At 62.7% G+C, this 19,288-nt stretch carries 19 protein-coding genes and 1 riboswitch; of the genes, 6 read left to right on the top strand and 13 right to left on the bottom strand.

What is annotated here, in order from left to right; translation table 11 throughout:
- Nucleotides 1–59: 59 nt before the first annotated feature.
- The 5 genes from JHL16_RS04920 to JHL16_RS04900 are packed head-to-tail and all read right to left on the bottom strand — an operon-like array spanning nt 60 to nt 4,286.
- Nucleotides 60–908, bottom strand: a complete 849-nt coding sequence (locus JHL16_RS04920) for a transporter substrate-binding domain-containing protein (protein WP_200183778.1) — start codon at nt 906–908, stop codon at nt 60–62.
- Between the two features lie 33 nt (nt 909–941).
- Entirely contained in the window at nt 942–2,042 is a 1,101-nt protein-coding gene (locus JHL16_RS04915) for an alanine racemase (RefSeq protein WP_200183777.1), read from the bottom strand.
- 7 nt (nt 2,043–2,049) lie between these two features.
- On the bottom strand, nt 2,050–2,781 hold the full coding sequence (locus JHL16_RS04910; RefSeq protein WP_200183776.1) for an ABC transporter permease: 732 nt from the start codon (nt 2,779–2,781) through the stop codon (nt 2,050–2,052).
- Between the two features lie 12 nt (nt 2,782–2,793).
- Nucleotides 2,794–3,453 (bottom strand): ABC transporter permease, encoded by a 660-nt coding sequence (locus tag JHL16_RS04905; RefSeq protein WP_200184939.1) that lies wholly within the window; start codon nt 3,451–3,453, stop codon nt 2,794–2,796.
- Between the two features lie 2 nt (nt 3,454–3,455).
- Nucleotides 3,456–4,286 carry an ATP-binding cassette domain-containing protein gene (locus JHL16_RS04900; protein WP_200183775.1) on the bottom strand — a complete coding sequence of 277 codons (831 nt, stop codon included), beginning with the start codon at nt 4,284–4,286 and terminating at the stop codon, nt 3,456–3,458.
- 211 nt (nt 4,287–4,497) lie between these two features.
- Here JHL16_RS04900 and JHL16_RS04895 point away from each other — a divergent pair, with 211 nt between their 5' ends.
- Entirely contained in the window at nt 4,498–5,448 is a 951-nt protein-coding gene (locus JHL16_RS04895) for a LysR family transcriptional regulator (protein WP_246770803.1), read from the top strand.
- A 9-nt stretch (nt 5,449–5,457) separates the two neighbouring features.
- Here JHL16_RS04895 and JHL16_RS04890 read toward each other — a convergent pair whose 3' ends face one another.
- Complete coding sequence (locus JHL16_RS04890) at nt 5,458–6,300, bottom strand: heme/hemin ABC transporter substrate-binding protein (protein ID WP_200183774.1); 843 nt, start codon at nt 6,298–6,300, stop codon at nt 5,458–5,460.
- A gap of 254 nt (nt 6,301–6,554) precedes the next feature.
- Here JHL16_RS04890 and JHL16_RS04885 point away from each other — a divergent pair, with 254 nt between their 5' ends.
- Both JHL16_RS04885 and JHL16_RS04880 read left to right on the top strand, forming a co-directional pair.
- Nucleotides 6,555–8,702: a TonB-dependent receptor domain-containing protein gene (locus JHL16_RS04885; RefSeq protein ID WP_200183773.1), complete on the top strand. Its 2,148-nt coding sequence runs from the start codon at nt 6,555–6,557 to the stop codon at nt 8,700–8,702.
- Nucleotides 8,703–8,716: 14 nt separating this feature from the next.
- On the top strand, nt 8,717–9,793 hold the full coding sequence (locus JHL16_RS04880; RefSeq protein WP_200183772.1) for a siderophore-interacting protein: 1,077 nt from the start codon (nt 8,717–8,719) through the stop codon (nt 9,791–9,793).
- A 27-nt stretch (nt 9,794–9,820) separates the two neighbouring features.
- On the opposite strand, the gene JHL16_RS04875 is transcribed toward JHL16_RS04880, so the two are convergent.
- From JHL16_RS04875 to JHL16_RS04855, 5 genes are all read right to left on the bottom strand, one after another.
- Complete coding sequence (locus JHL16_RS04875) at nt 9,821–10,294, bottom strand: HEAT repeat domain-containing protein (protein WP_200183771.1); 474 nt, start codon at nt 10,292–10,294, stop codon at nt 9,821–9,823.
- A gap of 30 nt (nt 10,295–10,324) precedes the next feature.
- On the bottom strand, nt 10,325–10,672 hold the full coding sequence (locus JHL16_RS04870; protein ID WP_200183770.1) for a hypothetical protein: 348 nt from the start codon (nt 10,670–10,672) through the stop codon (nt 10,325–10,327).
- A gap of 68 nt (nt 10,673–10,740) precedes the next feature.
- On the bottom strand, nt 10,741–11,226 hold the full coding sequence (locus JHL16_RS04865; protein ID WP_200183769.1) for a hypothetical protein: 486 nt from the start codon (nt 11,224–11,226) through the stop codon (nt 10,741–10,743).
- A gap of 8 nt (nt 11,227–11,234) precedes the next feature.
- Complete coding sequence (locus tag JHL16_RS04860; protein WP_200184937.1) at nt 11,235–12,419, bottom strand: class I SAM-dependent RNA methyltransferase; 1,185 nt, start codon at nt 12,417–12,419, stop codon at nt 11,235–11,237.
- Between the two features lie 20 nt (nt 12,420–12,439).
- The gene (locus JHL16_RS04855) at nt 12,440–13,075 is read right to left on the bottom strand and encodes a thiamine diphosphokinase (RefSeq protein WP_246770802.1); all 636 of its coding nucleotides are present in this window, start codon (nt 13,073–13,075) and stop codon (nt 12,440–12,442) included.
- A 58-nt stretch (nt 13,076–13,133) separates the two neighbouring features.
- A riboswitch (TPP riboswitch) is annotated at nt 13,134–13,238 on the top strand.
- A 157-nt stretch (nt 13,239–13,395) separates the two neighbouring features.
- Between JHL16_RS04855 and thiB the strand changes: the two genes are divergently transcribed.
- Genes thiB through thiQ form a run of 3 tightly spaced genes read left to right on the top strand, consistent with a single transcriptional unit; the run spans nt 13,396 to nt 16,642 of the window.
- Nucleotides 13,396–14,397: a thiamine ABC transporter substrate binding subunit gene (thiB, locus tag JHL16_RS04850; RefSeq protein ID WP_200183767.1), complete on the top strand. Its 1,002-nt coding sequence runs from the start codon at nt 13,396–13,398 to the stop codon at nt 14,395–14,397.
- Nucleotides 14,394–15,950 (top strand): ABC transporter permease family protein, encoded by a 1,557-nt coding sequence (locus tag JHL16_RS04845; protein WP_200183766.1) that lies wholly within the window; start codon nt 14,394–14,396, stop codon nt 15,948–15,950. The genes thiB and JHL16_RS04845 overlap by 4 nt, the downstream gene beginning before the upstream one ends.
- Complete coding sequence (thiQ, locus tag JHL16_RS04840; RefSeq protein WP_246770801.1) at nt 15,947–16,642, top strand: thiamine ABC transporter ATP-binding protein; 696 nt, start codon at nt 15,947–15,949, stop codon at nt 16,640–16,642. The genes JHL16_RS04845 and thiQ overlap by 4 nt, the downstream gene beginning before the upstream one ends.
- 9 nt (nt 16,643–16,651) lie before the next feature.
- Here the strand turns inward: thiQ and JHL16_RS04835 are convergent, their stop codons facing one another.
- Nucleotides 16,652–17,206 (bottom strand): hypothetical protein, encoded by a 555-nt coding sequence (locus tag JHL16_RS04835; protein WP_200183764.1) that lies wholly within the window; start codon nt 17,204–17,206, stop codon nt 16,652–16,654.
- 156 nt (nt 17,207–17,362) lie between these two features.
- The gene (locus JHL16_RS04830; protein WP_246770860.1) at nt 17,363–19,288 is read right to left on the bottom strand and encodes a DUF2207 domain-containing protein; all 1,926 of its coding nucleotides are present in this window, start codon (nt 19,286–19,288) and stop codon (nt 17,363–17,365) included.

Here is a 19,288-nt window from a genome sequence, read left to right as displayed (position 1 = left end):
CCTTGAGTCAACAAAGATGATGGCGCCCTGGCGGGCGCCACCGGTGCATTGATTGCCGGCTAGTTCTTGAGCCGCGGCGCTATATCGACCCCGAACCATTTCACACTGAGCTTGGCGAGCGTGCCGTCGGCGATGCTCTCGCGAAGCGCCTTGTCGAAGGCGGCGATCAGGTCCGTATCCTCCTTGCGCAGACCAATGCCGGCACCTGGCCCCCAGGGACCGCCGTCAAGTTGCGGACCGAAGAACGCCACATCCTTGCCTTCAGGCGAGTCGAGGAACTGCTTCCAGGTGAGATAGTCACCGAGCCCGCCATCGATACGCTCCGAGATGATGTCCAGCTGGATGTTCTCCTGGCTGTCATAGCTGCGCACCGTCGCCACATCTCCGAACAGCTCATTCACGACCACCTCGGAATTCGATGAGCGCAGCACGCCCAGGGTTCTGCCGGTCACGCTTTCCTTGAGCTTCGCAATCGTCTCCTGCTTTGCCGCATCCATTTCGGTGAGATCGAGCTTGGCCGCGGAGTCCATTGGCGGTACGGGAATGCTCTTGCGCATGACGATCCCGTTCGGCGCCACGGCATAAGGGATCGAGAAGGCGATCGACTTCTTGCGTTTCTCGGTTATCGACATGCCGGAGATGATGGCATCGTATTTCTTCACCAGGAGGCCGGGAATGATGCCGTCCCAGTCCTGCGGGACGAATTTGCACTCCATCTTCATGCGCGCACAGAGATCCTTGCCCACGTCGACATCGAAGCCGACAAGCTGCCCGTTCGCGTCGATATAGTCCCAGGGCGGCGAGGCGCCCTCCGCTGCGATCGTGATCGCCTTGCGCTCACTCGCCTGCGCGAGGCCGATGCTCATCAGAACGGCGGCGACCGCGACAACGAAACCATGTTTCTTCATGTTTCACTCCCCTATTTTTGGTCAGGTTGAATTTCAAGTGACGTAAATCCGACCGAGATTGCCGCCCAGGCCGCAGCTGACGCCGACTTCGTCCGTGCCCCAGGCCGCGGCGAGTTCCGCAAGCGTGACGCGATCCGTGCCTGAACTTCCCAGCAGGAGCACTTCGTCGCCGAGCTCTGCCGTGGGCAGCTCCGTGATGTCGATGCGTAGATGTTCGAGATGTGCCGGCGGTACGATCGGCACGCGCTTACCTTTGACGAGAGCCGAGATCCCGGGCCGCAGATGGCGAGGGAGTCCCTGTCCCCAGCCGATCCCGAGCACCGCAAGCCGCATGTCTTTCCGGTATCCGGGCAAGGCCGGCGGCGGCCCCATGCTGTCGCCACATTGCTTGATCGCGATGATGCGCGCCTTGATCGCCGTGAGCGCCGGATGCACGGATATGCTCCGGCGTCCGTGATGCGATCCGGTCAATCCGAACAGGAGCGTTCCGGGATCGATCGCATCCATATCCATTTCCGGATGCGACAGCAGGCTGTCGCTGCTCGATATCATGACCGTTTCGGGAAGGCGCCCGCCGCGTTCGAGATCGCCCAGCAGGGTCGTCAGCCGCGCGAACTGCTCCACCGCCGATGAGCCGGCAACACCGAATTCGCTGAGATGCGCGTAAAGCCCGTCGATCACGAGATTGCCGTGCGCGGCGCAGATTTCGAGCAGCCGGGCGATCTGCGAGGGCGCGGCGCCATTGCGCCAGAGCCCGACATCCACCTTCACGAAGGCGCGCAAGGGCCTGCCGGTTAAGACCCAACCCGCCAGATCCTCTTCCCCGGAGATCGAGATCGTCAGGTCGAGATCCTGAACGAGATCAACATTCCAGGGGCCAATGCCCGGATACATGAGGATCGGCTTGCCCGGCGCTCCTCTGCGCACCGACGCCGCGTCGGCCAAGGAAACCACACCGAAGGCGTCGACACCTTCCTTCATCAGGATGGCGGCCGCCCTCTCCGCCCCGCATCCATAGGCGTCGTGCTTCAGGCAGGCGAAGATCTTCGTGCCGGTTCCGACCGCCGCTCTGACGGCGCGACAATTGGAGGCGATCGCCGACAGGCTGATCTCGCGCCACGCGGTCTCGCCCATGAGCTCCTCACGATCCATGGACCACCTGTTTCGCGATGATGCCGTCCGGTGCGGCCTGCTTCGGCGGCGCGTTCAACCAACGGGTCTCCAGTACACGGAAGCCACTGGTGAAGATGGAAGTCAGGCCGAGATAGAGAATGCCGGCGGCGATGAAAATCTCGTAAGGCGCAAAAGTCTCCGAAACGAGCTTTCTCGAAAGTCCGGTGATCTCGAGCAGCGTCACGGTGCTGGCGAGCGAGCTCGCCTTCAAGAGGGCGATGACCTCATTGACATAGGAAGGAAGAACGCCTCGGAAGGCGATCGGCAAGATGATCTTGCGCTTCTGCTGGAGCGGCGTCATGCCGATCGCCTGCGCCGCATCGATCATGCCTGACGGTACGGCGAGGATCCCGCCCCGGAAGACCTCGGTCGTATAGGCGGCGCTGTTCAGCGAGAAAGCGAGAAGCGAACACCAGAACGGATCGCGCAGAACGTACCAGAGGCCACTCGACCGTATGAACTCGATCTGGCCGAGACCGTAGTAGATGATGAAGAGCTGGACGAGCAGCGGCGTTCCGCGGAACACATAGGTGTAGGCGAGCACCGGCAGTGAAAAATACTTGTTTCCGGAAGTCCGCAGGAACGCCAAAGGCACGGAAAGAACCAGGCCAATGACGAGGGACGCCAAGGTCAGGATCAGCGTCAGCGGAATCCCGGAAGCGAGGGTCATCATGCTGGTGAGGAGCAGTTCGGCATCCATGACGATGCTCCCTCAATGCCCGCGAACGGCAAAGCGCCGCTCGAGCAGGTTGAACACCACAAGCGCCAGGCTGGTCAGAAACAGATACAGCGCCGATGCCGCCAGATAGAAGGTCAAGGGCGCCCGCATCGATCCCGCGCCGACGGCGGCGACCCGCATGATGTCGGTCAGGCCGACGATCGAGATGAGAGATGTTTCCTTGATCAGGGAAAACCATTGATTGCCGAGCGCCGGCAGCGCGATGCGCATCATCAGCGGCAGAATGATCAACAGCCAGGTCTGCCACGGATGCAGCCCGAGCGACCGCGCAGCCTCGATCTGCCCGCGCGATATGCTGAGGACGGCGCCCCGGAAAATCTCGGCCGTGTAGGCGCCGAACACGATCGTCAGGGCCAGCACACCCGCCGAGAAAGCATTGATTTCGACATAGCGCCCGACGAACGAGCTGATGGCGACGGTGCCGCCGAAATAGATCAAGAGGATGATGAGCAGTTCGGGGACGCCCCGGACGATCGTCGTATAGGCGCCGACCACGACGCGGAGAGGTGCAAAGCGCGACAGCTTGGCGGCGGCCGCCAGCAGGCCGACGATCATGCCGAGCGCTCCGCTGACGAGGGCGAGCAGGACCGTGGTTTTCAGCCCTTCAACGAACTGCATGACGAAGCCGTCCATCGTCACGAATGCCTTTCATCATGCGCCGTGAGGAAGCGGCGGAGGCTGGCCGAAGTGGGGTTCAAGAAAAACGCCGGGCTCGATCCTTCCTCTTCGATGCGCCCCTGATGCATGAAAGCCGCCCGGCTTGAAACCTCGCGCGCGAAGGCGACTTCATGGGTGACGATCATCATCGTGCGCCCCTCTCCCGCGAGCGCGGTCATCACGCGGAGAACCTCCCCCACCAGCTCCGGATCGAGGGCCGAGGTCGGTTCGTCGAAGAGAAGGAGCTTCGGTTCCATCGCCAGCGCCCGCGCAATGGCGACGCGCTGCTGCTGGCCGCCCGACAAATGACGCGGATAGGAGCCGGCCTTGTCGGAGAGGCCAACCTTCGCGAGATACCCGCGCCCGAGCTCGGTGGCGGCCTTTCGGGTGAGCCGATTGACCAGGACAGGCCCCGCCGAAACATTCTCGAGCACGGTCATATGCGGCCAGAGATTGAAGTTCTGGAACACCATGCCGATGGAGGCGCGAACCCGCCGAACCTGATCGTGATCGAGTATCCTCGGCTCGGAATCGCGTTCCGATATCGGACGGAGCCTGAGGTGTTCGCCGTGAACCCAGATATCGCCCCGATCAGGAAGGGTCAGGAGATTTACGCAGCGCAGGAAGGTGCTCTTGCCCGACCCGCTGCTGCCGAGGATCGCGACGATCTCGCCGGCAGCGACGTCGAGAGTCACGCCGCGCAACACCTCGACATTGCCCAGCCGCTTTTCGATGCCGCGCGCCTGGACGCCGCCGGCCGCCGGAGCGATCTGCGATTCAGGCAACGACGTAGCAATTGCTGCACGCATGAAGCTGCACCATCCCTAGTGGTCTCAATTTTCGATTTTTTGCCGGGGCGTCCCGCCCCTGTCGCGTCGGACCGTGGGACAAGAATTGCCTGCTGCTTTGGCGCACGTCAATTTATAAGCAAGATTATTTCTTGATAATCCGTACTTATACTCTTGCCTTCAGGCTCATTCAGATAGCCAGTAGGCCATATCCGAGTATAAGCTGGACTTAATGGCCGGCCAGTTTCCGGCCACCCAAGATGGACCCTCGTTCATGGTGGAAATAGCCAAGACCGGCATCACCCTCCGACAATTGCAGATCCTTCGAGAGGTCGTCAGAACGGGCTCGGAACGCAGTGCCGCGAAGATGCTGGAAATCACCCAGCCGGCGGTCAGCCAGCAAATCAAGCAGCTCGAAACGATGCTCGGCGTTCAATTATTTCTCAGGGACAAGGGAAGGCTCCAGCCGACGAGCCAGACCATGATGCTGTTTCGCGACACGGACGCCACCTTCGTGCAGATGGAAAGGATCTCCCGAACCGTCGCGGCACTGAAAGGCGTCGAAAGCGACACGATGAGCATCGCCACGCCCCATATCTTCTGTCTCGACCTGATCCCACGAGCCTTGCAACGGCTTCGACCTCATCAGCCGCATATGATCGTCCATATCAGATCCGGCGACTATCACGAGATGGCTGAGCATATCCTGGAAGGGCGCGCGGATATCGCCCTCTCGCGCCTGCCCATCGATGAAAACATATTCGATTGGGTTCCGCTCGTCACGGCAACCAATGTCTGCGTCTTCCATGCGGGCCATAGATTCTCCCGCGAGAAGATCATCACGCCCGAGGAAATGAAAGGCGAGCCCCTCATCGACGTCGATCCGCAGTTCAACTCGCAGCAGATGAACGAAAATGCCCTGCGCTATATGGGGATCGAGCCCTATCTCGCGATTCAAGTCGATGTCATCGGCCAGGAAGCGAGCTTCCTGGCGGCTGGGCTGGGCGTAACGATCACCAATTCGTTTGCGGCCAGCCAGCTCAAGGCGTTCAGTCTCGAAATCCGTCCCTACGAGCCAAGCTCCCTCTACCATTACATTCTGTTCTGGCAGAAAGGCCGACGGCTTCCCGCCCTGACGGAGGCGGCGAGGGATGCGCTGGTTGCCTGCGCAAATGACGGATAAGGCAGAGACTCAGTCACCGATCTCCGGATAAAGCGCCTTGGCGAGATCGCGGACGGCTTGCGCGGTGCGCGGTCCGAAGCCGATCATGTAAGGCCCGTCGAGCACGATCAGCGCGCGGTCGCGGGCGGCTGGCGTCTGCTTGAGCGCCGGATTGGCGAAGACGAAGTCGGCTGTCGGGCCGCCCTTGCCATCGCTCATCAACAGAACGACTTCGGGCGCGGCCTTCAGCAGGAATTCCTCAGAGGCCGCCTTGTAGCCCTTCATGCCGCCCAGCGGATTGATGCCACCGGCATAGTGTATGACGGCGTCGGCCGCGGTGTCGGCGCCGGCGGCGCTCAGGCGGGTGAGGCCATGGAAGAACACAACCTTCTTGCGCTTCTCGGGCGGGATCGCGGCGGTGAGATTCGTCGCCGCGGCAAAATCAGCGCGCACGGTTTGGGCGAGCTCCCGTCCCTTCTCCTCAAGCTTCAGGGCGGCGGCGATGAGCGCGATCTTCTTCTCGATGCCTTCGAGCGAATTGTCCTCCGGCACCAGGAGGAGCGGAACGGCCGTCGTCTTCAGGACCTCGACCACCGGTGGCGGGCCGATATCCTCGGAGGCGATGATGAGATCGGGCCCGAGCGCCAGCACACCCTCGGCCGAGAGCGAGCGGCGATAGCCGACATTGGGCTTGGCTAGTGTCGCTTCCGGATAGCGGCTGCCGCGATCGACGCCCACGACACGATCGCCCGCCCCCAGCGCATAGAGGATCTCGGTGACGTCCGGGCCGAGGCTCAGAATGCGCTCGGCCTTGCCCGGGTCGACCGCGCGGCCGGCGGCGTCGGTCAGCGCCTGCGCGTGGGCCTGCGTCATCAAGACCGCCCAAAACACGCCGATGCAGAGCGCCGAAGCGCGCCGGAGATGAGTGAAGTATTTCAATAGAATCAAGCCCCTGAAGAGAAATGCGGAGAATGTGATTCAATCATCACATAATACTTGACTATATTAGTCGGAAATTAATATGCAAGGGATGCGCAGGCCGACGGAAGCTTGGACGCGTCAAACGAGCCCGCCAGACCCTATCGGTTTCAGCCAGCCATTCATCCTCATCAAAAGGAGAAGTGGCCGTGCCACGGACCATCAAGACCCTGCTGCTGGCAGGAACCGCCATCACCTCGCTCCTCATCCTCACCGCCTCGCCGCTGGCGGCGCAGGAGCAGCGCAAGGTGAAACCCGCGCAGGAAGACCAGGAGCCTTCCGAGGCCAAGGCGAATCGCGAAACCGAGCTCGATCTCATCACCGTCACCGCGACGCTCATCGATGCGCCGGTGATCGATTCGCTGTCGGCGACGAGTTATGTCGGGAATAAGGATCTTGAGCGCATCCAGGCCAATACGCCGGCCGACATATTCCGCACCACGCCGGGCGTCGGCGCCACGATGAATGGGGATGATCCGGCGACCGCCATTAATATCCGCGGCCTCCAGCAATATGGCCGCGTCGTCGTGACCCTCGATGGCGCGCGCCAGGACTACTGGCGCGTCGGCCATGGCTCGGGCTCCTTCTATGTCGAGCCGGACCTGCTCAAGGCCGTCACCGTCATCCGGGGCCCCGTCTCCAACGCCTATGGCTCGGGCGGCATCGGCGGCCTCGTCGCCTTCGAGACGAAGGATGCCGGCGATTTCCTCAAATCCGACGAGCAATATGCGATCAGCGAGAAGGTCGGCTACGAGACCAATGGCGTGGGCTGGACCACCAGCACCACGGCGGCGATCCGGCCGCACAAGGCGTTCGACATCATCGGCAATGTGAACTGGCGCGACCGCGATGCGTATGACGACGGCAATGGCGATGAGGTGCGCTGGACCGGCGAGGAAGTGACGAGCGGCTATGGCAAGGCGACCTTCCGCCCGGCCGACGGCCATGAGATCAAGCTCGGCGCCATCCTGCAGCGCTACGATGACTATGTCTCGGGCTCGAGCGGCTCCAATTCGGCGACCCTCAGCCGCTATGACGCCGACACCGTCAACGACACCTATACGGCGAAATACACCTATTCCGATCCCGATGACCGGCTGCTCGACTATTCCTTCACCGCCTATCACAACAAGACGAGGGCCGAGCAGACGCAGGTCTGGCCAGCGGCGGCGGCCGGCAATTTCCGCTTCTACGATGTGCGCACCACCGGCGCCTCGGGCCACAACTCCTCGCGCTTCGATGGTCTCGGTCTCGCCCATACGCTGACCTATGGCGGCGATTACTACTTCCTCGAAGGAGAATCCTCGGCTGCTCATTTCGGCGCCGGCGAGGCCCAGGCCTATGGCGCCTTCATGCAGTGGATGGGCGAATACGGCTCCTGGCTCGAGCTCATCGCGGCGGTGCGCTATGACGGCTACGAGCTCGATGGCGAGACCAAAGCCACGCCGGCGACGCCGCCCGAGGAGGAATCGCTCAACGGCGACAGGGTATCGCCGCGCTTCACGGTCGGCGTGACACCCTTCACCGGCTTCCAACTGTTCGGCGGCTATTCGGAGGGTTACAGGGCACCCGGCCTCCAGGATGTGTTCCGCGGCACCGGCGCCCATGGCAGCGCCGACAGCTATGTGCCGAATTTCAACCTGAAGCCGGAAGTGGCCAAGAGCTGGGAAGGCGGCGTCAACCTTAAATATGACGGGCTTTTCGCCGAGAACGACCTGCTGCGCGGCAAGTTCACCGCCTTCTACACCAAGGTTCATGACTATATCGAAACCGATCTCACGGTGCTGCCGCGCATGGCCGACAATATCGGCACGGCCCGTCTGCAGGGCGTCGAGGCCGAGCTCATCTATGATCTCGGCTGGGGCTTCATCAACCTGACCGGCGCTCTCATCGACGCCGAGCTGATCGACACGAAGAACCCCAAATATGACGGCCAGCCCCTGGAAAATGCGCCGCTCGACAAATTCTCGGCGACGCTCGGCTTCCGCGCCTTCGAGGACCAACTGGTCTTCGGCGGACAGTTCCTGGCGGTGGGCGAAGTCAAACGCACGCAGCGCTCGTCCGGCACGAATCCGGGCCAGGTCGACGGCCCGGCGCAATATAGCGACGCCTACGAACTGGTGAATCTCTTCGCCAACTGGACGGTCTCGGAGAATCTGAAGCTCGATCTCGCGGTCGAGAACCTGTTCGACGTCGCCTATACCGATCCGCAGAGCGCCTGGAGCTTCACATCCGATGTCGAGCAAGGCAAGGGTCGTACCTTCAAGATCGGCTTGACGACGCGGTTCGGCGGTTGAAGGAGTCTATCCTGATGAATGAACTCACCTGCGAAGCCCGCATCGCGATGCCGTCGCCCAACGATTATATCGACCGCATCACCGACCGGCTGTTCAGCTTCGATGCGGTCGTGACGACCAAGGGCGGCGGGATCGGCTTCCGCTTTCCTATCGGGCAGGCGACGCTCGACCTGTCACCCGATCTCCTCACCGTGCGGCTAGCCGCCGCCGATGCCGACCGGCTGGCGCGGCTCAAGGATATCCTGGCGACATCGATCGAGCTGCATGCGAAGCGGGCTCGCCCGCAGATCGTGTGGGAGGGCGATCTCGCCGGCGATAGGAAGCTCGCGCAGTTCCGCGAAATGCGCGTCGTCGAGATCCACGATCTGACGCCGCATATGCGACGGATCAGGTTATCGGGCGACAATCTCGTGCGTTTCGCCGACTTCGAAGGCATGCATGTGCGGGTGCTGTTCCCGACGGCACAAGTGCCGGAGCCTCTATGGCCCGAGGCCGGTCCGAACGGCCTGCCGGTGTGGCCGGCGGAGGAACGCCGCGCCCCTGCCCGCGTCTACACGATCCGCCGGCTCGATGTCGCCGCGGGGCTCATGGACATCGACTTCGTGATGCATGGCGATGAGAGCATCGGCTCGGGCTGGGCGGCGTCGGCACGGCCCGGCAACATGGTCGGGATCATGGGTCCTCTCGGACGGCCGGTGCGCAAGGCGGAGTGGCTCGTGCTGGGGGCCGATGAAACGGGGCTTCCGGCGCTCGGACGCATCCTCGAAAGCCTGCCGGCCGACACGAAGGGTTTCGCCTTCATCGAAGTCGCCGGCAGAGAAGAAGAGCAAAGCATCGCCCATCCGCCGGGCTTCGAGGTGCAGTGGATCCATCGCAACGGAACGGCTCCCGGCGAGCACCGACGCCTGGCCGAAGCCGTCTGCGCGGTGGAACGCCCAGCAAGCATGAAATGCTTCAGCTGGTTCGCCGCTGAAGCGGATGCGGCCAAGACGCTACGCGAATTCTGGCGCGGCAAGCTGGGGCTCGGACGCGACGAGACGCTGGCTGCCGCTTATTGGCGGCGCGGCGCGCTGGGGCCGATGGCGGGATGAAGGGCAAAACACAGTGGAAGGTGGCAGCTAGTTCGGGGAAACACCCGTCTCACATGCCTCGAGCGCTTCAGATGCGATCTCGTCCACATGAGGGTTTTCTGATGGTCCCAAGAAGCAGCGCAGATCATCGACCAGCGAAGGATGCGCGAGTAGCCTGGCAGCCTCGAAGATCTGCAGGCTTGCCCAATCCGCAGTCAGTGCCCTCTGCACAAGAGGCAGCGCCAACTCCGGCGACCGCTTGGCGAGCCCCGATATCGCCTCGCCGCTCACATAGGGGTCGTCGTCAGCAGCCGCTCGCAGAAGAGCTTCGCGCACTTCCGGTGTATCCAGAACGCTGATCGACAGCAGGAAAGCGGCCCAATCCCGGTTCGAGCGATCCTCATCGTCGATCATCGCTAGGAGCAGTCGCAGATCCGCTTCTGTCGGCGGAGCATCCGACGTAGCCGCCTCGCTGGCGACGAAGGATTTCAGCGCATCGGATTTAGGTTCATTTTTAGGCATGGAATACTGTACTCGCTTGCCGATGCCAGTTCACATTCTCTCGAGTTTGATCCGTCCCAGATTGGTCGGAGTCGCGCCGCCAATACTGACCGGTGCACTCCGAAAGCGCGTCCGGGCGTCCTGGCAGGATATCTCGACGATGTAATCTTGGGAACGGGGTGGCCCCACCGTGTGAATACCGAACTCCCCGTTGATCTCCCGGCGCAGAATGCTGCGTCCACCGGCGGAATGAAACAGTTCGAAGCTGCATTTCTCGAACGGGCGGCCCTGAGCATCGGTTACGACCCCCGTCACCTCAAGCACGCCATCGGCAGCAATGGGCATACACCCTGCAATCAGCAAGACCGTGGGCAGTGTCAGAACGAACGTCAATCTCACTAAGAGCTCTCCACGGGGTCACGGACCAAGGTCTTTGCCCTATCTAAAACCCCGACACAAATCCGATGTCACCCGTCAAGCCACTTCGAGACGATAGGGAGGCCCCAGTTCTTTCTGGCTTTTCGTCGTGCGCTTTCATAGGCGGTGAAGTTCTGGGCCAATCGGGCAACCCGGCGAAGGTTCTCATCCACATCCTGGGTATCGACCGCCAAGTCGTAATTCCTGCTTTCGAAAAATTCCATGGCAAGCTGCACCATCACGCGCAAAGTGATTAGCAGCATTGCTTCTTCGTAGATAAACTTGTCATCGACACTCATCACATGGCGCAGCCGTGCGACGTCTGCCTTCGCACCCTTGGCGGCAAGAGATAGTCTTTCTTCGGAAATAAGCTCCTGATCGAGCATTGAGCGCCATTTCCTGTCCAATGGACGGAGAATTTTGCCGTGGCGCAGCAGGTTTTCGATCTCGCCAAGTCTGACAATTGCCGAGTAGTGCGTGCCGGAAGAGGTAAAGCTTTGATATTTGGCCCAGCACTCCTTGAGAGCCTGGTCCATCCGATCATTCATTTTGCAGCTCTTTGAAACAGAGCCACCACCTCCACATGCGCCGTGAAGGCGAACTGGTCGACCGGCGTCACGCGCGTCAGGCGATAGCCGCCTTCGATCAGGAGGCGCGCGTCGCGGGCGAAGCTCGCGGGATCGCAGGAGACGGCGATGACGGCCTTCACCGTCGATTTCGCCAGCTGGCGCGCCTGCGCCTCGGCGCCGACGCGCGGCGGATCGAAGACCACCGCGTCGAAATCTTTCAGCTCGCGCGCCACCAAAGGCTCGCGGAAGAGGTCGCGCGCTTTCGCCTCGACCGGCTTCAGCCCGGAGGCCTTGCGGGTGGCTTCGGTCAGCGCGGCGATTGCCGCGCGGTCGCTGTCGGCGGCGAAGACGCGCGTCTTGCCGGCGAGGCGCAGCGCGAAGACGCCGACGCCGCAGAAGAGATCGGCGACGTATTTCGCCTTGCCGATATTTTCGATGACGAGCATCGCCAGGGTCGCTTCGCCGGCGCGTGTCGCCTGCAGGAAGGAGCCCGCCGGGAGACGTACCGATGCCGTGCCGGCCGAAACCTCCGGTGCGATGCGCGTCACCAGGGGCTCGCGATTGACGGACAACCTGCCCAGTCTTTCGGTCTCGACCAGAGCCGCCAAGGCTGGTGTCGGCTTCCGCTTCGTCGTGACGTCGACATCGAGCCCCGTCTCGCTGGCGGTGAAGGCGACGTCGCAATCACCGATCAGCGCGCCAATGCGTCGGGCGATCTCGAAGGCCGGCGCCAGAGCCGGCACGAGAATAGGACAATGGTCAAGGGGATGGATGTCGTGGCTGCGGGCGGCGTTGAAGCCGGCGATCACGCCCTCCGTCGTCCGCTTCACATGCAAGGTGGCGCGCCGGCGCCCCTCGCCTTGCGCGTCGATCAACGGCTCGACCTCGGCGGCGATGCCCTGGTTCTTCAGGGCCGTGGCGACGAGGCCACGCTTCCACAAACGATAGGTCTCCGACTGCCACTGCTGGATCTGGCAGCCGCCGCAGCGGGTGAAATGCGGACAGAAGGGGTCGATGCGCTCAGGGCTCGGCGTGACGATGTCGCGCAACAACGCGTGACTGCCGGAGATGTCGGCCTCGACCACCTCGCCCGGCAACGCATAGGGCACATAGACCGGGCGGCCATCGACCTCCCCCATGGCCTCGCCATGGCGGCCCATCTCGGTGAGTTTCAGTCTGGTCACGCAACACTCTCAGGATAAGCAAGCGCCACGGCATAACCCTGATTCAGCCGGACGGTGACCGGCCCCAGCGCCACATTCGAGACGGTTAGGCTGGAGCCCAAAGGCACCGAGCGGTTGACGAGCGGCCATTTCACCCCTTCGAGATCAAGCCCGGCGAGATCGGTGAAGGGCACGACGCTGAAGCGGCTGCCGGGCGGCAGGTCGAAATGATGGGTGCCGTTGAGGATCGGATAGGCCTCCTCGGTGCCGCTGGTGATGAAGGAATAAACGCGCCGGCGCCCCAGCTTCAGGATCAGCCCCAGATGCGAGGCGGCATGGTCGGTCTGGCCGCCAAGGCCCCCCACCAGCACGATCTCGCGGGCGCCGAGCTTGATCGCCTCGTCCACCGCGATCTCGCCGTCGGTCTTGTCTTTTTCGGCGGGAAAGGCGTGACGGGTCACGTCCTTATGGCGCTCGGCGAGGTCCTCCGAGGTCGAATCAAAGTCGCCGACCCACAATTCAGGCTCGACGCCCAGCGGTTCGGCATGCGCCATGCCGCCATCGGCGGCGATGATACGCGCCTTCTGTATCTGGGACGCGAGACGCGACGTTGCCGTCAGGTCCCCGCCGAGAAGCACAACGAAACGGGTCATGCCCCAAGCCATAACAGATGAAGCTTGCCAGCGCACCCCTCAATGCCTATGGTCCGTCCCGCTCTCAACGGGGTGCTCATTCTCGAGCTGAGAGGCCCATCCGGGCTAACCCGCTGAACCTGATCCGGCTCATACCGGCGGAGGGATTGCGAGCGGGTTCCAACGAGCCCCTTCCTCCTTCACCCGGTGCAGAGCGCTTCCCGCCAAAGTTGTTCGACTTTGGCGATAAGGAAGCGCTCTGCATTTAACTTAACGAGCCTTCTTGTCCCGTTCGGATTGAAGAAATCCGAACGGGGAAGGCTCTATGGAGGAACTAAAAAATGAAGAAACTTCTCTTCACCCTTCTGGCGTTTTGCGCGATTTCAACCACTGCGCAGGCGACAGAAACGCTGACCGTCTATACTTATGAAAGCTTCACCGCCGAATGGGGCCCCGGTCCTAAGGTGAAACAGGCTTTCGAGAAGGACTGCGGCTGCACGCTCAACTTCGTGGCGGTGACCGACGGCGTCGCCATGCTCAACCGCCTCAAGCTCGAAGGCTCGGGCACCCAGGCCGATGTGGTGCTGGGGCTCGACACCAACCTCACGGCAGAGGCCAAGGCGACCGGCCTGTTCGGTCCGCATGGCCAGGATGCGTCCAAGCTGACGCTGCCCATCGCCTGGACCGACGACACTTTCCTCCCCTATGACTATGCGCATTTCGCGGTGATCTACGACACCGAGACGATCAAGCCGGCGGATGCCTATAAGAGCCTCAAGGACCTCGTCGAAGGCTCACCTGAGCAGAAGATCATCCTGCAGGATCCGCGCAGCTCGACGCCGGGCCTCGGCTTCCTGCTGTGGGTGAAGTCCGTCTATGGCGACAAAGCGGCCGAGGCGTGGACCAAACTCAAGCCGCGTATCCTCACCACGACGCCCGGCTGGTCGGAGGCCTATGGCCTCTTCACCAAAGGCGAGGCGCCGATGGTGCTCTCCTATACGACATCGCCCGCCTATCATATCATCGCCGAGAAGACGGAGCGCTATCAGGCGATGAAGTTCTCGGAAGGCCATTATCTGCAGGTCGAGGTCGCGGGCCTCGTCGCCAACTCGCCCGAGAAGAAACTCGCCGAGCAGTTCCTCGCCTTCATGGAAAGCCCCGGTTTCCAGGACGCGATCCCGGAGAACAACTGGATGTTCCCGACGGGCAAGACCACCAATCCGTTGCCCGCCACGTTCGATCAAATGGTAAAGCCGGACAAGACCTTCCTCTACACGCCTGAGGAAGTGGCCGACCATCGCCGCGCCTGGATCGACGAATGGCTCAATGCGATGAGTAAATGATCGACACGTCCAAAGGCGCACTCCTGGCCGCGAGCCCCACGCTCGCGGCCATTCTCGTCGCGGTCGCGGTGGGGCTCCTGCCGGTTGCCACGATCGGCATCGGCGAAGGCCTGGTCACCGGCCATATCGCTGATCCTTATGTGCTGCGCATCCTGTGGTTCACGCTGCTGCAGGCAGGCCTGTCGACGCTTTTGTCGGTTGCTTTCGCGATTCCGGTGGCGCTGGCTCTGGCGCGCGTCGACTTCCGCGGTCGGCGCCTGCTGCTGCGCCTCTTCGCGTTGCCGCTGGCGCTACCCGCCATCGTCGTCATTCTCGGCATCGTCGCCGTTTATGGCCGAACGGGGTGGGTTTCGACGCTGACCGGCAGCCCGATCAATATCTACGGCTTGAGCGGCATTCTGCTCGCCCATGTGTTCTTCAACCTGCCGCTCGCCACACGGCTCCTGCTGCAGCAAGTGGAAAGCATTCCGCCTGAAAGCTGGCGGCTCGCGGCGCAGCTCGACTTCACACAACAAGCGCGCTTCCGCCTGATCGAATGGCCACAGTTGCGCGCGAGCCTCCCCGGCGTGGCGAGCCTCATCTTTCTTCTTTGCGCGGCGAGCTTTGCCGTCGTGCTGACGCTCGGCGGCGGCCCTTCCGCCACCACGCTCGAGGTCGGCATCTATCAGGCGCTGCGTTTCGACTACGATCCGGCGCGCGCCACCATACTGTCGCTGGCGCAGCTCATTCTGTGCGGCCTCTTCGTGCTGCTTGCCGGCCATTACGCGCAGGCGGCACAGAACTGGCCGGCCCTCAAGGGCATCAGCGAACGTTATGAGACGCATTCGCGAGGCGGAACGCTCGCTCTCTTTTTCATCATAGCCATTGCCGCGATCTTTGTCGGCGCGCCGATCGCCGCGATCATCACGTCAGGGATCGTCGCCGATTTCGTCTGGCCGGCCGTGATCCGTGCCATTCTGACGAGCCTCGCCGTCGCGCTGCCGGCTGCGGCGCTGAGCCTCGTTCTCGCTTGGCCTCTGGCGCGGGCGAGCGCCAAGGCAGTGAGCCCGACCGCGCGGTCGCTGCTCAATCTCTCCGCCCTCCTCACCCTCATCGTGCCGCCCGCCGTCATGGCGACCGGCTGGTTCATCACCGCCAGCCGCGCCGGACTGGCGCTGTCGGCGGCGCCCTATCTGGTCATCGCCATGAATGCGCTGATGGCGCTCCCCTTCGCGCTCGGCACGCTGGCGCCGGCGATGCAGCAATCGATGGCGCAACATGACCGGTTGTGCGCCAGTCTCGGCATCAAAGGCCTGAGGCGGCTCACCCTCATCGACCTGCCGGTGCTGCGCCGTCCGCTCGGGCTTGCGGCGGCCATGGCTTTCATGCTCTCCCTTGGCGATCTCACCGCCATCACCTTGTTCGGCTCGCAGAATCTCATGACGCTTCCCGCCCTCATCTATGCGCAAATGGGCAGCTACCGCATCGACGCGGCAGCGGGCACCGCCTTCGTCCTGGCGCTCTTCACCATGGCCATCATCACGCTCCTCGACAAATGGAGCGGCAGGGCATGATCGGGCTCGAGAAGCTCTTCTTCCGCTATGACGACTTCACCGCGGAGTTCGATTTCGAGATCGCGCGCGGCGAATTCGTCGCCGTGATCGGGCCGAGCGGCTCGGGCAAATCCACCCTGCTTTCGCTCATCGCCGGCTTCGACCGGGCGCAATCGGGGAAGATCCGGCTCGACGGCCAGGACATGACGCTGGCCTCACCGTCGGACCGGCCGGTGACGATGGTGTTCCAGGATCACAATACTTTCGCCCATCTCGATCTGTGGACGAATGTGGCGCTCGGCCTCTCACCGGCGCTCAGGCTCGACGCGGCGGAGAAAAAAGCCGTCGATGAAGCGCTGGCGCGCACCGGGCTCCAGGCGCTCGCGCGCCGCAAGCCGGGTGAAGTCTCGGGCGGCGAGCGCCAGCGCGTCGCGATTGCCCGCGCCCTGTTACGCGACGAGCCGATCCTGCTTCTCGACGAGCCTTTCGCGGCGCTCGGCCCGGCGTTGCGGCGCGAGATGCTCGATCTCGTCAAGGCGCTGCAGGAGGAGAAGAACTACACAGTCATGCTGGTCTCGCATCATCCCGAAGATGCGCGTTATGCGGCGACGCGCACCGCCTTCATGAGCAACGGCCGCATCCTCGCCTTCGAGACGACGCAAGACCTCTTCGCCCGGCGCGATCTGCCGGAGCTTTCGGACTATATCGGATAGATCACTCCATCAGCCGTGCGTCTTCAGGCGCGTGTTGCACGTGCTCCAGAAATGCGGCCATTTCTCGCCGGCGGGCAGCGTGCCCTTGGCCTTGTCCTGCTGCCATTCATTGCCGCATTCATGGATACGCTGCCGGAAGGCAACTTCACCGGCGCTCAAGGGCTTGCCTTTGGCATCGGTCGTCGCGATTGCCGCCTGGTCCGTGCTGGTCGGCTCCTGCGGAACGAAGCTCGGCGTGTCATTAGGAGAAGTCGGCACCTTGGCGGTCTTGGTCTTCTTGGCCGGCGCAGTGACAGGTGCTGTCGTGCTCGCGGCGGCTTTCTTCTTTGTGGCAGTCGTCGTGGCGGCGGCGCCCTTTTTCATCCTGGCGGCGCAGTCGCTGTAATACTTCGACCAGGGAACTCCTTGCGGGACCTTACCTGCCTGCTTGTCTGCCTGATATTGCTGCGAACAGGCGGTCATGGTGGCATTGCTGGCGGCGTTTGCGGGTGCGGCGATGCCCAGAAACGCCGTGCCGGCCAGGAGGACCAGGGCAAGCCCCGGCGTGGCGATGCGATAAGTCATGTTTCGACTCCTCGATGATGCAATGATCCTGAGGGCCCGCAAGACATATGATGCGTCATGAGAGGTCGCTTGCCCTGCCGGTACTCACATGACGTGTTGTCGGCCGGGTGACCTTACCGGGCCATGGCTGCGCAATTAAGCCTCAGTAATGGACGTCTACCAGCCCGAGCCGCCGCCTCCGCCGCCGCCACCACCGGATGACCCGCCTCCGCCGCCACCCGAGAAGCCGCCTCCCGAAGAGCCGGATGTCGAGCCCGGCGGCGATGAGGCCGACGAGGTCGTGCTGGCAAGGCTGGAGCCGATGCTCTTGGTGAAGCCGCCCATGTTGCTGGTGTTCCAATTGTCACCGGAATACCAGGATGGCGATGCCGCGGCACCCGCGGCAGCCGCCGCCGCGAGGACGGCCGCGAATTTCGAGTTCCACTCATTCTCGCAATCGAGCGCCAGCGCATAGGGCAGATACCGCTCGAACAGCTCAGGCGTCTTCTCCGGCGGATGCAGCACCTTGAGGCGCTCCTCCTCCGCCGTCGTCATATACATGCGGAAGCCTTCGACCTGGTCGAGGAGCTTGCGCCCGGGAATCGTCGGGGCGCGCAGCAGCCAGTTGAAAAGAATGCCGAGAATGACCAGCGCCACGGCGCCGCCGGCAAAGCCCCAAAGCGACGGCGATCCCGAACCCAGAAAGAAAATCGACGGCACGGCGCCGCCCGCGACAAAGAACGGAACGAAGAAGCCAAGTGCCAGGAAGGATTTGATCTTGGCGAAGATGCCGCTCGTCTGAAAAATGCCTTTCACCATCGACCAGGTCATGACCAGCAGGATGCCCCACCAGAAGGTGGTCCAGACGGTCACGCCGAGTCCCGCGACCGCATCTTCTCCCGGCAGGAAGGCGGCTCCGGCAAGAAGCGCCACGACCGAAATCGCCACGCCGCCCCAGAACCACCTGAGATTGCGCACGAAGGACACGCCGTCATGCTCCTTCTTGAGCGTCGACAGGACCGCGCTCTTCATCTCGCGCACGGTCTCGTAATTGGCTTTCTCCAATTCGGTCTTGCCGCCGGGTATCGCCTTATAGAGCGCGGCCTCGGCCTGGGTGAGCGGCTGGCTCTGGTCGGCGAGGCGCTGGATGGTGAAGTCGCCATCATTCTCAATGATCTTCAGCCGCTTCTTGACGGCGAGGCCGACCAGCGATGAAGCGAAGGATTTGTCGTCGAAGCCTTGCTTCCAGACATAGCGCATGCCGGCGGGACCCAGCCCCGCGGGCGGCGTGAACAGCGGAATGATCGTGCCCTTGGGAGGATCGCGTCCGACCCGGAACCAGGCGAAAAGGTAATAAAAGAACGACAGGACGACACCGGCCAATATGGCGAAAAGGCCCAGATTGTCCTTCACCTTGTCCTTGGCGATTTCGATCTCTGTCGGCGGCTGGACAAAGCCCTTCGGCCAGCCGACGGCGACGGTGAAACCCTCATAGGGCGCCAGCACCCGCGTGGTGCGCGCCTGATAGCGGTCACCGGTCGTCTGGACGGCCTCGGCATCATGGCCCTTGTCGCCCTGCCGGCCGGTATATTCGGCATGCTGCTTGATCGTCGCGCCCGGCGGCAGCTGGATGACGGCCTCGGCCTTCTCGATCGGGAAAGTCCAGGAATTGCCGGTGACATTCCAATAGAGCTCGTCGAAGCCATCGAAATAGCCGAGCTGGCGCGTCGTCCGGTAGGTGATCTCATAGACATGCGGACCATTGTCGAGCAGCACATCGGCGCTGCCGATGCGGATGCGCTTGCCATTGTCGATCGACATGACCTGATAGGGTTCATCGCGCCCGTCGCGCTTCACGCCGACGACCTCGAAGCCGACCACATAGTTGAGGCCTTTGCTGTCCTTGTAGCGGGTCGGGAAATCGCGCTGGATGCCGCGCCTGATGTCGATGCCCTCCGAGACGAGAGCGATCGTCTCCTTCACCGTTAGGGTCGAGTCGGCATCGATGGTGACGTCGCTCAGGAACGACGTGACACGCTCGGCCGCGCTCACCTGCCCCGCTGCAGCGAGGAGCAGCGCGAGGGAGAACAGGAATGCGCGCAT

Source organism: Taklimakanibacter albus, assembly GCF_016595235.1.
GTDB classification, from domain to species: domain Bacteria; phylum Pseudomonadota; class Alphaproteobacteria; order Rhizobiales; family Aestuariivirgaceae; genus Taklimakanibacter; species Taklimakanibacter albus.
The sequence above is the reverse complement of the archived record's forward strand: the minus strand, read 5'-3'. Positions and strand labels throughout refer to the sequence as shown.

Bases quoted from the DNA above. Each gene is read 5' to 3' on its own strand.
- JHL16_RS04920 (WP_200183778.1), bottom strand. From the start codon at position 908: ATGAAGAAACATGGTTTCGTTGTCGCGGTCGCCGCCGTTCTGATGAGC.
- JHL16_RS04915 (WP_200183777.1), bottom strand. From the start codon at position 2,042: ATGGGCGAGACCGCGTGGCGCGAGATCAGCCTGTCGGCGATCGCCTCC.
- JHL16_RS04910 (WP_200183776.1), bottom strand. From the start codon at position 2,781: ATGGATGCCGAACTGCTCCTCACCAGCATGATGACCCTCGCTTCCGGG.
- JHL16_RS04905 (WP_200184939.1), bottom strand. From the start codon at position 3,453: ATGGACGGCTTCGTCATGCAGTTCGTTGAAGGGCTGAAAACCACGGTC.
- JHL16_RS04900 (WP_200183775.1), bottom strand. From the start codon at position 4,286: ATGCGTGCAGCAATTGCTACGTCGTTGCCTGAATCGCAGATCGCTCCG.
- JHL16_RS04895 (WP_246770803.1), top strand. From the start codon at position 4,498: ATGGCCGGCCAGTTTCCGGCCACCCAAGATGGACCCTCGTTCATGGTG.
- JHL16_RS04890 (WP_200183774.1), bottom strand. From the start codon at position 6,300: ATGACGCAGGCCCACGCGCAGGCGCTGACCGACGCCGCCGGCCGCGCG.
- JHL16_RS04880 (WP_200183772.1), top strand. From the start codon at position 8,717: ATGAATGAACTCACCTGCGAAGCCCGCATCGCGATGCCGTCGCCCAAC.
- JHL16_RS04875 (WP_200183771.1), bottom strand. From the start codon at position 10,294: ATGCCTAAAAATGAACCTAAATCCGATGCGCTGAAATCCTTCGTCGCC.
- JHL16_RS04865 (WP_200183769.1), bottom strand. From the start codon at position 11,226: ATGGACCAGGCTCTCAAGGAGTGCTGGGCCAAATATCAAAGCTTTACC.
- JHL16_RS04860 (WP_200184937.1), bottom strand. From the start codon at position 12,419: ATGGGCCGCCATGGCGAGGCCATGGGGGAGGTCGATGGCCGCCCGGTC.
- JHL16_RS04855 (WP_246770802.1), bottom strand. From the start codon at position 13,075: ATGACCCGTTTCGTTGTGCTTCTCGGCGGGGACCTGACGGCAACGTCG.
- thiB (WP_200183767.1), top strand. From the start codon at position 13,396: ATGAAGAAACTTCTCTTCACCCTTCTGGCGTTTTGCGCGATTTCAACC.
- JHL16_RS04845 (WP_200183766.1), top strand. From the start codon at position 14,394: ATGATCGACACGTCCAAAGGCGCACTCCTGGCCGCGAGCCCCACGCTC.
- thiQ (WP_246770801.1), top strand. From the start codon at position 15,947: ATGATCGGGCTCGAGAAGCTCTTCTTCCGCTATGACGACTTCACCGCG.
- JHL16_RS04835 (WP_200183764.1), bottom strand. From the start codon at position 17,206: ATGACTTATCGCATCGCCACGCCGGGGCTTGCCCTGGTCCTCCTGGCC.
- JHL16_RS04830 (WP_246770860.1), bottom strand. From the start codon at position 19,288: ATGCGCGCATTCCTGTTCTCCCTCGCGCTGCTCCTCGCTGCAGCGGGG.